This is a genomic window from Caulobacter sp. KR2-114 (assembly GCF_049446115.1).
GTDB lineage: Bacteria > Pseudomonadota > Alphaproteobacteria > Caulobacterales > Caulobacteraceae > Acaudatibacter.
Map to the genome: position 1 here is coordinate 288,673 of NZ_JBMSEC010000005.1, position 12,606 is coordinate 301,278.

Genomic DNA, 12,606 nt, shown 5'->3' on the forward strand with positions numbered 1-12,606 from the left:
CACCCCCAACCTGTTTCCGCCCGCGAGTTGGAACCACGACGCGGTAGACTAGTTATCCATTCTCGCGACGAGGAGGCTAGATTTCAACTCCAAATCTAACCCGTTCGTCAACCCGTATCCATTGACGCGTCGGCCAGGCCGTCCCGCGGAGCGGAACAATCCGCTGGCTGATAATTCCCGGCCTCAAGTATACACGATGAAGTTGTCACAAAAGCTTCACCCTCGCCACCTCCGACAACGTCGGTCGGCGAAGCTTCTAGGGCAAATTTAACCCCCCACAGCGCGCAACTCTCGGGTGATAGACCTGAAGTCTTGATGATGATACGTAAGTGCTTCTAGCGATCTCGGAGATCGATATGGGCCACCGCACGGATCCAGACTTAGCCGCCAGCAAAGCAACCGAAATCGTCGTGGCCTTTCTAAACAGCCGGGCTGTCGAGGTGGCCGATTTGCCTCGACTAGTGCGTGAGGTGCGAGCGGCTCTGGACGGTGACGAAAGGTCCTCACCGTCAGAGGAGGCGGCTGCGCACATAGAGGCCGGGCTGCATGTCGCCCCACCCGCATCCTCCCCGCCCGACCAAGAGTCCCAAGATTCGCCTCCCCCGACCGCGGCGGCGCTTCCGACGATTCCGCTCTCGGTGGAAGATACGTTGACGCCAGACTACCTTGTTTGCCTGGAGGACGGGCAGCGGTTTCGCTCCTTGCGACGACACCTGATGGCAAAGCACGGAATGACGCCGGAGCAGTATCGGTCGAAGTGGAGTCTACCGGCAGACTATCCCATGGTCGCTCCGAACTACGCGGCCGAAAGGTCAGCCGTTGCCCTTCGGAGCGGACTCGGCACGAGCCCCTTGAAGGGGCGTGGCCGCCGTCCAACAACGTAAAAGCATCATCAAAAGAGTCGGGTGCGCCGCGCGCACCACGACGGTATTGGGAAGACTTAATGGTGCACCCACGGCTCAAAGTTCAGCCGAGAAAAAACGCCGGTCTGCCTAGCTTGCAGCGTCTCCGATGACTTTCTGGAAACATATCGATCCGGTGTCTTTGTAACCGAGGCGTTCGTAAAAACCCTTGGCACGTTCGTTGTCAGCCCTCACTAACAACTGTAGCTTCCAGATGCCGCGTTGAACAAGCCACGCCTCCGCTGATACCATCATGGAGCGCCCTATCCCCGCGTTCTGAAGCTGAGGAGATGTCGCGACGTAGTATACCCATCCTCTGTGGCCATCCTCCCCGACCATCGCCGTCGCGACTACGGAGTCGTCAACCACGCCTACGAGAATGGTGGAGTGCGGGCTTTTTCTCGCAAACGCGATATCGGTGCCTGGATCGTTCCAAGGCCGGGAGACACCGGCCTCTTCCCAGAGCGGGACAACCTGAGTCAAATCGGCGTCACACATTTCTCGAATTTGAAACTTGGACTTCGCGAGACCGTCCAGCGCCGGCATATCTTTAACTCCTTTATCGCCGACTCGACCTTAACGTCGGCGGGCCGACCGCTCCAGCAACTCGCGTCAAGACGGCCGCCTCTCAGAATGGCGGAGCGGGATACCTGGTACGATTTTGTGTGCGTCGGAGGCGTGCTCAGCGAGCACGGCTCGCCACGCGAAACACTCCGGCGCGCGACGAAGTCGTCAGCGGCGCCTCGAAATCCTTCCTAGACCGTTGATGCTGCGGAGGACCACTTGTCTGTGGCTTCGGCCCAGGCCGCGAACATGTCGCTGAGACGCTGCGTGTCAGCCGTTCGTGCGCCCAATAGGCCGTCGATGTGAAGCGAAACTCGGTCCGCGGCAGCCGTCAGAGCGCCGTCCAGGGCGTGAACATAGCGGCTGGTGGTCGTGCCGGCCGCATGCCCCAGCATCGCGGCGATGGTCGCTTCGGTGTAGCCAAGTTCGTTCGCGGCGCTGGCGAAGCTATGGCGCAGCACATGAGGCGTCACGTCTGGCAAATTGGGCTTCACCACCTTCTCCCAGACCTTTGAGAGCCCTTCGAACCGGCCATCGCCCGTCGAGCTCGGAAACACATAGCCCCGCGGCTTCGCTGGCTTCCGGGCTTTCAGCAGCGCGAACACGACGAGACCCGCGGGCCGGATCGAGCGCCCTTCCTTAGTGTCTGCGAGGCGCAGGCAACCGTGCCCCTCATCGACCTCAGACCACTTGAGCTTCTCGATCTCCCCGCGACGGCAACCGGTGAGGGCGAGAACGCGGATGATGTCGATCGCCAGCGGGTTATGACCGTCCGCCTCCGCCTTGCGCAGCATCTTTCCGAGTTGGCGGTACTCCTCTGACGTAAGACGGCGCTGGCGAACATTGCTCGCCGGCTTGGGCACGCCCCGGACCGGATTGGTCTCCACGATCCCGTTGCGGACGGCATAGGTGAAGATGCCGCCCAGGAGACCAAGCGTGCGTCCGGCAGTCGGCAAGCCACCTCGCACGATAGATCGGCCGCGCGGCTTCGTGCGTCGATCGCGGCGTGCTTTGCCGGCGGCGACATCGCGCAGGAAGCCGTAGACTTCCGCCCGCCCCACTTCCTTCACGAGGCGCGTGCCCAGGAGCGGCTTTATGTGGGCGTCGATGCGGCTGCGATCGGTGGCAAGGGTAGAGGCCTTCTTGGGCATCCGTCGCTTGCCGGGCACGAGCCCGAGTTCAGCATCGGCCAGGTAACGATCGCAGAGTTCGGCGACCGTCATCCCCTCGCGGTCGAGCTTACGCACCTCGGCGGGATCTCCCCCCTTCGCGATGTCACCCAGGTGCGCCTTCGCGAGCTTGCGGGCGTCTTCAGGCGTCAGCGCGCCGTGCAGGCCGAGGGTGATGCGGCGTGTCCGACGCAGGTTTCGGTACTGGACCAGATAGCTCTTTCGACCGGAGGCGAAGACGCGCACACCGAAGCCTGGGAGGTCTTCGTCCCAGACGAAATAGTCCGCTTCCTGCTTCTTCAGCGCATCAATCGACCGTTTGGAAATCCGCACTTTTGCCTACCCGCAGCGACCATTGCCTTCGTTTCCGCGGAAGCACCACGGAAGCATCTGGGGGCAAGTCGCGGGATATCGCGGCGTGCTCCCTTCGGAACGAAGCTACGGGCAAGTTGATTAGATTCAAGAGGTTGTCGCGGAATCGCGAGCTCTGGCGAAGGATCGAAAATACCGACTGGCCACGCTCCGAAGGCAAAGGTCACACGTTCGAATCGTGTCGGGTGCGCCAGCGAAATCAAAGAGTTAAGCGATGATTCGCTAGCTTGTACGGAAAACATACGGAAAAATAGATTCGCGGGATGGGGCGTTTTTCGTCTCAGCGCTGCATGAGATGGGCGAAGACCGCCCATACGTTCCGCCGTATTCGTCCCTGCTGCGGCAGACCGTCCGCAAGCAAGGCGATGTCACAGCGGAGCGTCAGACTCGCAGTCTCAGACAGCTCGTTCCCCCGGCGCGTGGCGCCCGGGCGATAGTCATAGTCGGCTACTCCCGCCAGAAGATGGCCGGACGGCCGCGTTCTAGTGGTGGTGGCGTGGAGGCGGGGTAACCGAGGCAGATGGCTGAAACGGGCTCGGCCTCTTCGGGAATGCCGATCTCGCTCTTGGCCTCGGGCGTCCGCAGCCACTGCATCGGTGAGCCGACCCAGCAGGCTCCAAGGCCTCGGGCGTGAGCCGACAGCACCAGCAACTGTCCCGCCCGACAGCAGTCCTCGACCCGCCCCGAGATGATCACGAGGGCCGGAGCATCCCAGAACACCTTGAACTCTTCGCGGTCGGCCCAGAAAGGGCCCTCGCCGTCAGGGCGGTGATCGAGCGCGTACTGCCTAGCCTGCGACCCGTACCGTGCTATGCGCTCTGCGCCGCACACCGCGTTGAAGGTCCAGGGCACTTGACCAGCAAAGGGCGGCGGGGCCTGCGCCGCATCCCATATCAGGGCTTCGATCAACGGGCGGTCCAGCGCGCGCGCCGCATAGTCTCGGATCGACCGCCGCGTGTGGATCGCTTCAACGACGTCCATCTGAGGCCCACTCCCTGAAATCGCAGTGACGGCGGTCACTCTAGGCCGAGACTTTCTTGGCGCCATCCTCGGATTGCAGGCCAGACACGTCCTGCGCACGGTTGCGTGGCCTCGCAACCAATGTGTTTGCATTCGGTTTTGTGGCGATGCAGTTAACCGGACCGTGGGCGCCGGCTATCCTGGGATACCCCGCCCAGATCTACTTGCCCGCCAACGCCCTACGGAACTCGGCTCAGACGTTCGCGTTGATCGTCGCCAGCTTCGGCAAGGAAACCTTCCAGCTCCTGCCGCTGCTGCAGGACTGCATCGCCCACTACAACAGCCACCAGTTCGCCGCGGCCCTGGTCGTGGGGTGGTCCGTGTCGGAAGCCATCCTCGCGCGGCGATGGCGGCGCTACTGCGAGGCGGCGTCCGCGGCCAAGGGCGGACCGACGGCGATCAAGAAGGACCGTCCCAAGAAGCTGAACGGCCGGGACTTTACCGCGTCCGTGATGGTCGAGGCGCTCTCGCCCGCGGGGCAACTGTCGGACGTCCACCGCGAGCGGCTCGATACGGTGAGGCAGGCCCGCAATAGTTCTTCTGTCGCGTCGGCGGTCCTTCTCGTGGACGCAACTAGCTAGTTCTTGAGTGGCACGATTCTAAGGTTACGTTTGTCGGTGACGCCTTCCGGCTCCCGCCTTCTACAACTGCATTTGTGGATAAATCTCGCGCGCGTGCGTTTCTTGAGAATTCCGGCGCTAGAAACGTCTTCTTGAATCAATTGTAACTTTGGCGTGAGCGCAATCAACGCCGGTTAGCCTAGGCGTATATCGCCGATCACCCGTCGTCCGTCGCGCCGCTCGACTTGCACCACCACGTCGACCATGTTGCGCACCAGTTCGCGCACGTCGGTGAAGGCGATGCCGAGGCCGGCCTGCAGGGCCATCATCGCCAGCTGGGTGAGGGCTTTGTCGGGGCTGTCGGCGTGCAGGGTGGTGATCGAGCCGGGGTGGCCGGTGTTGATGGCGCGCAGGAAGGTGAAGGCCTCGCCGCCGCGCAGCTCGCCCAGCATGATGCGGTCGGGGCGCATGCGCAGGGCGGCCTGCAGCAGGTCTTCCGGCGTGACCGCCGCCTCGCCCTCCGCCCCGCGCACGGCCACCAGGCCGACGCTGTTGGCGTGCTGCAGGCGCAGCTCCGGGGTGTCCTCGATGAAGATCAGCCGCTCGTGCGGCGCGATCTCGGCCAGCAGGCTGTTGAGCAGGGTGGTCTTGCCTGCGGAGGTGCCGCCGGAGATGACGATGTTCAGCCGCCGGCGCACGGCCTCGGCCAGAAAGGCGGCGTGGTCGCCGCGGTCGAGCAGCTCGCGCAGGTCTTCGCGGCCGCCGCTGCCCTGGCGGAGGGGGTCCTGGCGCGCGCCGTCCCGGCCGGCGGGGGCGTACGCCTCGAGCGGCACGCTGGCGGCCAGGTGCCGGCGGAAGGCGAAGGCCATGGCGCCGCGGGTGGCCGGCGGGGCGGCGACCTGCACCCGTGAGCCGTCCGGCAGGCTGGCGGCCAGCAGCGGGTGGCGGCGGCTGATCCCCTGGTGCGCGTGGCTGGCGATCTGCCGCGCCAGGCGCCACAGCCAGGCCTCGCTGAGCGCCGGCTCCAGCACCCGCTCGATGCGTCCGCCCAGGGTCTCCAGCCACAGCTCGCCCGGGCGGTTGATGTAGATGTCGGTGACGTCCGGGCGGGCCAGGCTGGCCGCGATCGGGCCCAGGTAGTGGTCGAGGTAGCTCGCCGTCTCGACCCGGCTCATGGCCGATTGACCGTGCCGCTGAAATCGAGGTCGCGGGCGACGAACACGGTGATGGCGGCGCCCTCGCGGACCTTGATGGTCGGCTTGGTGTCCGGGGTGGGGATCAGCGGCTGGGCCGCGGTGGCGATGGTCTGGCTGGGGATGCTGACCACCACCCCGCCGGCGCCTGGGCGGGCCGCCAGGTTGGTCCCCACCACCAGCGCGGTCTGCAGCACGGCGCTGGTCGCCCGGGCCAGGATGTGGTTGTTGACGTCGCCGGCCACGCCGATGCCGCCCAACGGATCGGCCGAGGGCGAGGTCAGCCGGATGGCGACGCCGTCGGGCCGCACCAGTCGGTTCCAGCTGACCAGCACCCGCTTTTGTCCCGCCTGCTGGTCGGAGCGGAAGTCGCCGAGCAGCCGGCTGCCGCGCGGAATCAGCACCCGCGAGCCGTCAAATCCCCAGGTGTCGCCGGTGGTCAGGGCGCGCACCGGGCCCGGCCGGGTGGAATCGATCGGCGTCTCCAGCACCGCCGGGATCAGCGTGCCCTCCGGCACCAGGGTGGTGCGGTTGCGCAGCACGGTGGCCGTGGCGGCGGTGTCGTCGGCCGCGGGCGTCGGTCCGCCGCCGCCGAGGTCCAGCACCAGCGCCGGGTCGGCGGCCCGGCCGGGCGGCTGCGGCGGGGGCGCCGGCGACGGACGCTCGACGTACTGGATAACGGGGGGCGGGGCGGGGCCGGGGCGGATCACGTATTGGATCCTGGGCGGCGCCGGGGGCCGGGGCGGCGCGGGCGTGGGCGGCGGCGGGGCCGGCGGCACCGCCAGCGGCGGGATCGGCTCCGCCTGGGCCAACTGTCCGGCGGGCGAGGGGCGGGCGGGGCGGCCGGCGTCGGCCTGCAGCTGGCGGCGATGGCCGTTCAGCACCACGAACAGGCCCACGCCCAGCACGGCGAAGATCAGCAGCACCAGCGGCAGCGGCACGCCGGCCGGGGGCAGCTCGACGTTGGGCCGGACGGCGTCGCCCGCGGCGGCGGCGGGCGCCACGGCGTCCGGCGCGGGCGGCGGCGGCGGCCCGCGCCGCCCGGGACGGGGAGGAAAGCCGGTCATTTCTTCGGCTTGACCAGGCGGCGGCTGGCGCGGGCCTCCTGGTTCCCCAGCCGGAAGATCAGGGTGTCGGCCACCTGGCTGATCACATAGCGGCCGTCGCGGAAGGCGCCGTTGACCAGCACCTCCTGGCCGCCGGGGCCGCGGGCGTAGACCGCCGGGATCGGCGCGCCCGGCGCCCAGGCGAGGGTGGTGAAGCGGCCGTCGTCGCTGATGTCCGTCGGCCGCAGCGCCTTGGCGCCGCTCAACCGGTAGGTGGCCGGCGGGGCGGGCGGGAGGTGCTCGGGCGTGCCGGGCCCGGCCGGATAGATGAAGCGCACCACGAACGGCGCCGACGGGTCGACGTTCACCAGCGGCATCAGTTCGAAGTTGTAGCTCCGCTCGCCGGTGATCACCGTCATGTTGGTCACCGCCGCCCCCTGCAGCGCCTTGATGAACAGGTGGTCAGCGCTCTTGTTGGGGGTGATCTGCCAGACGCTGCTCGCGCCCACCGCCACGTTCTCGATCCGCTCGTCGGGGGCGAACTCCAAGGTCAGGGCATAGCCGAACGCCACCTTCAGGGTGACCACCTGCTGCGGGTCGTACTCCACCACCTGGATGCGGGGGTCCTCCGGGCCCGGGCGCGGGCTGACCGCCGCCAGCGCCAGGGCGGGCGCGGCGGCGAGTGCGGCGGCCAGCAGGGTCCGGCGCCTCATGGGTGGGGCCTCGGCGCCGAGCCGGCGCCGAACGGGCCTGCCGGCGCGGCGGTGGCGCCGGCCGCGGGCGCAGCGGTGGCGGCGGTCTGCGCCGGGGCTTCGGCGGCCGGCGCGGCCGGCGTCTCGGGCTCCAGGGCCTCGGGGTCGCGGTGATAGCGGACCACCTGGAAGCCCAGCGGGTTGACGAAGCGGTCCTCCACCGACATCGGCCCATCGACGTAGCGATAGCCGACCACCGCCGCCCAGGCCTGCGGCGGCGCCTGGCGGCCGTCCTGGTCGTGGCGGCGCGTCTCGAAACGCACCAGGGCGGTGGTGGCGCCGATCGGCGAGATGCTCTTCACCCGGGTCTCGACCACGGTGCTGCGCGGGTAAAGCTTCAACGGGCTCTGCGGATTGGACGCCACCGTCGCCGCCAGGTAGTCGTCCCGCGCCCCGCCGCCGGACCACAGCGCCACCTTGTGGTAGTCGCGGGCGATGCTGGCGATATCGAAACTTTCCCGGGCGATGACGTACTGGGCCAGGAAGGATTCCGTCAGGGCGGCGTTGGGGGTCAGCTCCTTGCGGCCGTCGGGCTTGAGCACCTCGACGAAGCCGGTCTGCCGGTCCACCAGGATCGGCACCGCCGTCACAGACTTCAGCGGCGTCAGCATCAGGATGGCTAAGGCCTCCAGGATCGCCACCACGGCCGCGACGGCCGCGAACACCCGCGTCTGGCGCAGCATCCGGCGGGCGCCGGCCTGTTCGTCGAACGCCCAGGTGGCGGCCTTGGCGTAGTAGGCCTCGCGTTCGTCGCTCACTGGCGGCTCTCTCTACGGGTGACGCTGGCGGAACGGCGCGCGCGGGGCGCGCGGCGCAGGCTCTGGCCCAGCGGAGCCGGCCGGACGGCGTCCGTCTCGCTTCCGCCCTGGCCGGGCCTGGAAAGGCCGGTTCGGCGAGGTCCGCCCTCCGGCGCGCCGACGCTCGCCATCCGCTCGCGGCGGGACTGGGCGGCGATGGCGTCGGCGATGGACTGGGCCCGCGACGCCGGCTCCGGCGCGGCGGCGACCGCCGAGGGCCTGGCCGTCGTGGGGATCGACGCCGGCCCATCGGCCGCGAAGGCGCTGGCGCCCCTATGGTCCACGCCGATCCGCAGAGGAAGGCGCACGCCGCGGGCGGCCGCGCCGGTGGCGGCGATCATCACCAGGCTCACCGCCGAGAACACGATGCCGATCGTCATCAGCCCCTGGGGCGACAGCATGTCGGTGGGCGGCACGGCCACGCGTGCGTCGACGAAATCCAGCTCCAGCAGCGAGGTCACCAGCAGGCCGGCCGACGCCAGGGTCGCCCCCGCCAGGGCGCGCAGCCAGCCTTCGACCAGGCCCAGGCCGCTGTCGAACAGGCCCAAGGCGATGATCAGCGGGCCGATGGCCAGCAGCAGGCCGGCCGCCAGGCGCACGGCGATCAGCCCGCCGGCGGCGGAGGCCAGGAACACCGCGCCGGCCGCCGTGACGGGCCTTGGTCCGAGGGTCTGCGGGCCGGGCGTGGCGGGGGGCTGGCCCAGCCCCGGCGGCGGCTGGGCGCCGGGCGGGAGCGGCGGCTGACCAGGCGCGCCGTTCGGGGCGGCAAGCGGCGCGGCGCCGTTGCCACGGTCGAACTGCACCGTCTCATAGTCGCGCTGAGCGCGAGCGCCGATCTCCTGCAGGCTCGGGCTGGCCCCGTTCAGCGCGCCGGCGGCAATTTCGGCGGGGCCGTCGATCACCACCCGGTAGATCACCTGCTCGAAGGTGGACCAGCTGAGGCAGAACGTGACCACCACCCCCACGCGGACGGCCGCGGTCACGATGGCCCGGGCGCCGAACGCCTCGCCCAGCAGCATCCGGTAGCCCAACAGGGCGACATAGATGGTCAGGCAGGCGGTCAGCAGGCCGGTCGGCAGGCCGCCGCCGAACCCGGACTGGCCGAGGGCGTGGGCGGAGCAGTCCGCATAGCCGGCAAGGTCGGCCAGCAGCGAGGACTCCGTGCCGGCGGCGCTGCAGCCCAGGGCCATCAGGCCACCTCGAGCAGGGCGGGCATCCAGGCCTCCGGCGCATCGCCTGTGCGGGCGCGGATCTCGTCCAGCAGCCGCACGGTGCGCTCGCGCCCGGAGAGGATGGTCAACAGGTCGGTCTCGCCCCGCAGGTTCAGCCGGGCGACGACGCTGTCGCGCCCATGCTTGATCAGGAAGCAATGCTCGCTGTCGGGCAGGGTGCGGACGATGTCGAATTCGTGGGGCGTGAGGCCGAAGCCGTCCACATAGTCGGCGGCCTGGGCCTTGGGATTGGCCATGAAGATCTGGGTGGCGGCCTGCTCGACCACCGCCGAGGCGATCTTGCTCTGCAGGGCGTCCTCGGCGCTCTGGGTGACGAAGCCCACCAGGCCGTTGCGCTTACGGATGGTCTTTTCCCAATCCTTCAGCCGCTCGACGAACACGGCGTCGTCCAGCGCCTTCCAGCCCTCGTCGACGACGATGATGGCCGGGGTCCCGTCCAGGCGCTCCTCCACCCGGTGGAACAGGTACATCATCGCCGGCGTGCGCATCACCGGGTCGTCCAGCAGCCGGGTCATGTCGAAGCCGACCACCTGGGCCGACGGGTCCACCAGATCTTCGGCGTTGTCGAACAGCCAGGCGTGTTCGCCGCTGCCCCACCACGGCCGCAGCCGTGCGTAGAGATCGTCGGCTGACGGCCGCCGCGCGCCCCGGAACAGGTCGACGAAGGCGCTCATCCGGCGCAGGGCCGCCGGGGCGGTGAAGTTGGCATGGACGGCGTCCTCGACCTGGGCGGCGTCCTCCGGGTCGAGCGGCCGGCCCGGCGAGGCGAGGGTGGAGACCCAGTCGATCAGGAAACGGCGGTTGGCCGGGGTGTCGGGCAGCGCCAGCGGGTTGAGGCCGGAGGGCTCGCCCGGGCGCAGCACGTCGTAGCGCCCGCCGATCGCGCGCAGGAACAGCTCCGCCCCGCGGTCCTTGTCGAAGAAGACGATGCGCGGGTCGAAGCGGCGGGACTGCGCCAGCAGGAAGTTCAGCACCACCGTCTTGCCCGAGCCCGAAGGGCCGATGACGGTGAAATTGCCGAGGTCGCCCTGGTGGAAGTTGAAGAAATAGGGGCCCGCAGCGGTGGTCTCCAGCACCGCGACGGCCCGGCCCCAGTGGGCGCCGTCCGGTCGCCCGAGAGCGAAATTGTGGCACGAGGCCATGCTGGCGAAGTTGCGGCTGGCCACCAGGGCGCGGCGGGTAATGAAGTGGTTGTTGCCCGGGAACTGCGCCCAGAACGCCGGCTCCAGCCCCAGGTCCTCGCGCACCGCGACCATGCCCAGGTCGGTCAGCGCGGCCTGCACCTCGGCAATGCCCTCGTTCACCCGCTCCGTTCTGGGGCCGCGCACGGCGACGGTCAGGTGGTGTTCGCCGAAGGCGGCGCGGCCGGCGGCCAGGTCGTCGCGCGCGTCGCCCATTTCCTGGCGCAGGCTGATGGCCTCGTCGTCGGCCGCGCGCATCCGGCGGAGCGCCAGGTTCACCCGGCCCAGGGCCGCGGCCCGGTCGACGAAGGCGAAGCTCTGGCTGATCACCATCTCCACCGGCAGGCGCAGCAGGTCGTCCAGCATTCCGGGCGTCGACTGCCCCGGATAGTCCTTGATCGAGATGATCCCGGTAAACCCGCGGCCCTGTTCGCCGCCCGGCGCCATCTCGATGGTCTGCTGGCCGAAGCTGATCCTGCGGTAGGCGACGTGCTCGGCGAGGTCTGCCTCGGGCAGCTTCCGGGGGCGAAGCTCGCCGTTGTAGAGAGAGCTGAGGAACTCCAACGGCTCCGAGCAGAGGCCGCCGCGCCCCTCGTAGACGCCCAGCAGCCGTGCGCCGTAAGGCCCCAGCGCCGCCAGCACCACGTCACGGGCCGCATCCAGCGCGCGCAGCTCGGCCGCCAGGCCCGCCGCATCCTGGCGCCGGGGCTCCAGCAGCTTCAGCACGGCCTCCGCCAGGCCAGCCCGGCCCTGCAGCGGCCGGCGGACGATGGTCAGGAACAGATCGTTGCGGAACAGCTCCTTGGCCTGCAGCCGGGCGGTCCAGGCGGCGTCCAGTTGGCGGCTGAACGGATCGGGAAAGTCGTCCTCCCCGCCCAGGCTGACCCGCCGGCGGACCACATGGTGGTAGAGGGCGAACCGGGAGGAGCCCAGCGCCCTGAGCGTCGCGTCGCGCAGGTCCTTGCGATAGTTCAGTTCGTCGGTGTCGGCGGTCTCGAACAGCAGGCCTTCCAGGTGTAGGGTCTGCATCAGCCGGCCATCGGCCAGCAGGATGGTGTGGTCGTCGACCTGGGCCCTGTAGGGCAGCTTGCTCCCCACCGTCGGCTCGCGCCGCCACGCCTCCGGATCGGCGCTCAGCGGCGAGAGGGTCGGGTGCGCCAGGTTCAGGCCCGGTAGGAGTTGCATCGCCAGATCGACCAGGTTCGTACGCGGCCGCAGCGCGACATCTTGATCAGCCAGATGTCGAAGATCCTGGGCTCGCGCAGGCAGGCCAGCCAGCCGACCCCGTGCAGCGCCAGCGCGCCGGCCAGCACCCAGGGGGTCTTGAGCATCAGGAAGAGCTCGGTGGTGACCACCGCGTTGATAATCACGAAGCTGTAGGTCACCCCCGCCAGCATCTGCGGGCGGGTCAGGCCCACGAACAGGGTGTCGCGATCCAGGTGGCTCACGGGGTCAGTAGCCCGTCTGGGCGGCCGCCTGGATGCCGCCGACGATGCTGGCGGCGCCGAACAGGATGAAGCAGCCAAGGATCACCGTCGCCCCATACCGCCAGTTCATCCGCCCGGTCAGCATCATATACCCCACTACCGCCACGGCGATCACCGCCACCACCGTCGCTGCGGTGCCCAGCAGCGTTCCCTGGATCCAGCGCAGGGCGCCGACGATGGCGCCGGAGCCGGCGGGGTCGGCATAGGTCTGGGCGTGGGCCGAGGCGGCGGTCGCGGTGAGTGCGGCGGCCAGGGCCGCGATGGAATGATTGTTACGCTTCACCGCCTTACTCCCAGATCCCCTGCGTCCGCGCGACCGCCAGCGCCCAGG

Annotated in this window: 13 protein-coding genes; 2 read left to right on the top strand and 11 right to left on the bottom strand. The window is 69.0% G+C overall.

The window, feature by feature from the left end; all coding sequences use genetic code 11:
- Nucleotides 1-356: 356 nt before the first annotated feature.
- Entirely contained in the window at nucleotides 357-884 is a 528-nt protein-coding gene (locus ACO2Q3_RS19035; protein WP_423309735.1) for a MucR family transcriptional regulator, read from the top strand.
- A 108-nt stretch (nucleotides 885-992) separates the two neighbouring features.
- Here ACO2Q3_RS19035 and ACO2Q3_RS19040 read toward each other — a convergent pair whose 3' ends face one another.
- From ACO2Q3_RS19040 to ACO2Q3_RS19050, 3 genes are all read right to left on the bottom strand, one after another.
- Complete coding sequence (locus ACO2Q3_RS19040; RefSeq protein ID WP_423309440.1) at nucleotides 993-1,448, bottom strand: GNAT family acetyltransferase; 456 nt, start codon at nucleotides 1,446-1,448, stop codon at nucleotides 993-995.
- Nucleotides 1,449-1,657: 209 nt separating this feature from the next.
- Complete coding sequence (locus ACO2Q3_RS19045) at nucleotides 1,658-2,968, bottom strand: tyrosine-type recombinase/integrase (RefSeq protein ID WP_423309442.1); 1,311 nt, start codon at nucleotides 2,966-2,968, stop codon at nucleotides 1,658-1,660.
- Between the two features lie 486 nt (nucleotides 2,969-3,454).
- Nucleotides 3,455-3,988 (bottom strand): nitroreductase family protein, encoded by a 534-nt coding sequence (locus ACO2Q3_RS19050; RefSeq protein WP_423309444.1) that lies wholly within the window; start codon nucleotides 3,986-3,988, stop codon nucleotides 3,455-3,457.
- A 245-nt stretch (nucleotides 3,989-4,233) separates the two neighbouring features.
- Here ACO2Q3_RS19050 and ACO2Q3_RS19055 point away from each other — a divergent pair, with 245 nt between their 5' ends.
- Entirely contained in the window at nucleotides 4,234-4,608 is a 375-nt protein-coding gene (locus ACO2Q3_RS19055; RefSeq protein WP_423309446.1) for a hypothetical protein, read from the top strand.
- A gap of 173 nt (nucleotides 4,609-4,781) precedes the next feature.
- Here ACO2Q3_RS19055 and virB11 read toward each other — a convergent pair whose 3' ends face one another.
- From virB11 to ACO2Q3_RS19095, 8 genes are read right to left on the bottom strand one after another with little or no spacing between them, the layout of a single operon-like run.
- Complete coding sequence (gene virB11 / locus ACO2Q3_RS19060; RefSeq protein WP_423309448.1) at nucleotides 4,782-5,762, bottom strand: P-type DNA transfer ATPase VirB11; 981 nt, start codon at nucleotides 5,760-5,762, stop codon at nucleotides 4,782-4,784.
- Complete coding sequence (locus ACO2Q3_RS19065) at nucleotides 5,759-6,847, bottom strand: TrbI/VirB10 family protein (protein ID WP_423309450.1); 1,089 nt, start codon at nucleotides 6,845-6,847, stop codon at nucleotides 5,759-5,761. The genes virB11 and ACO2Q3_RS19065 overlap by 4 nt, the downstream gene beginning before the upstream one ends.
- Nucleotides 6,844-7,539, bottom strand: a complete 696-nt coding sequence (locus ACO2Q3_RS19070) for a TrbG/VirB9 family P-type conjugative transfer protein (protein WP_423309452.1) — start codon at nucleotides 7,537-7,539, stop codon at nucleotides 6,844-6,846. The genes ACO2Q3_RS19065 and ACO2Q3_RS19070 overlap by 4 nt, the downstream gene beginning before the upstream one ends.
- Nucleotides 7,536-8,336, bottom strand: coding sequence for a virB8 family protein (locus ACO2Q3_RS19075; protein ID WP_423309454.1), 801 nt, complete (start codon nucleotides 8,334-8,336; stop codon nucleotides 7,536-7,538). The genes ACO2Q3_RS19070 and ACO2Q3_RS19075 overlap by 4 nt, the downstream gene beginning before the upstream one ends.
- Complete coding sequence (locus ACO2Q3_RS19080; protein ID WP_423309456.1) at nucleotides 8,333-9,565, bottom strand: type IV secretion system protein; 1,233 nt, start codon at nucleotides 9,563-9,565, stop codon at nucleotides 8,333-8,335. Before ACO2Q3_RS19080 ends, ACO2Q3_RS19075 begins: the two co-directional genes overlap by 4 nt.
- On the bottom strand, nucleotides 9,565-11,973 hold the full coding sequence (locus ACO2Q3_RS19085; protein WP_423309458.1) for a VirB4 family type IV secretion/conjugal transfer ATPase: 2,409 nt from the start codon (nucleotides 11,971-11,973) through the stop codon (nucleotides 9,565-9,567). The genes ACO2Q3_RS19080 and ACO2Q3_RS19085 overlap by 1 nt, the downstream gene beginning before the upstream one ends.
- On the bottom strand, nucleotides 11,952-12,236 hold the full coding sequence (locus tag ACO2Q3_RS19090) for a type IV secretion system protein VirB3 (RefSeq protein ID WP_423309460.1): 285 nt from the start codon (nucleotides 12,234-12,236) through the stop codon (nucleotides 11,952-11,954). The genes ACO2Q3_RS19085 and ACO2Q3_RS19090 overlap by 22 nt, the downstream gene beginning before the upstream one ends.
- 4 nt (nucleotides 12,237-12,240) lie before the next feature.
- Complete coding sequence (locus ACO2Q3_RS19095; protein ID WP_423309461.1) at nucleotides 12,241-12,558, bottom strand: TrbC/VirB2 family protein; 318 nt, start codon at nucleotides 12,556-12,558, stop codon at nucleotides 12,241-12,243.
- Between the last annotated feature and the right edge of the window lie 48 nt (nucleotides 12,559-12,606).

Bases quoted from the DNA above. Each gene is read 5' to 3' on its own strand.
- ACO2Q3_RS19035 (WP_423309735.1), top strand. From the start codon at position 357: ATGGGCCACCGCACGGATCCAGACTTAGCCGCCAGCAAAGCAACCGAA.
- ACO2Q3_RS19040 (WP_423309440.1), bottom strand. From the start codon at position 1,448: ATGCCGGCGCTGGACGGTCTCGCGAAGTCCAAGTTTCAAATTCGAGAA.
- ACO2Q3_RS19050 (WP_423309444.1), bottom strand. From the start codon at position 3,988: ATGGACGTCGTTGAAGCGATCCACACGCGGCGGTCGATCCGAGACTAT.
- virB11 (WP_423309448.1), bottom strand. From the start codon at position 5,762: ATGAGCCGGGTCGAGACGGCGAGCTACCTCGACCACTACCTGGGCCCG.
- ACO2Q3_RS19065 (WP_423309450.1), bottom strand. From the start codon at position 6,847: ATGACCGGCTTTCCTCCCCGTCCCGGGCGGCGCGGGCCGCCGCCGCCG.
- ACO2Q3_RS19070 (WP_423309452.1), bottom strand. From the start codon at position 7,539: ATGAGGCGCCGGACCCTGCTGGCCGCCGCACTCGCCGCCGCGCCCGCC.
- ACO2Q3_RS19080 (WP_423309456.1), bottom strand. From the start codon at position 9,565: ATGGCCCTGGGCTGCAGCGCCGCCGGCACGGAGTCCTCGCTGCTGGCC.
- ACO2Q3_RS19085 (WP_423309458.1), bottom strand. From the start codon at position 11,973: ATGCAACTCCTACCGGGCCTGAACCTGGCGCACCCGACCCTCTCGCCG.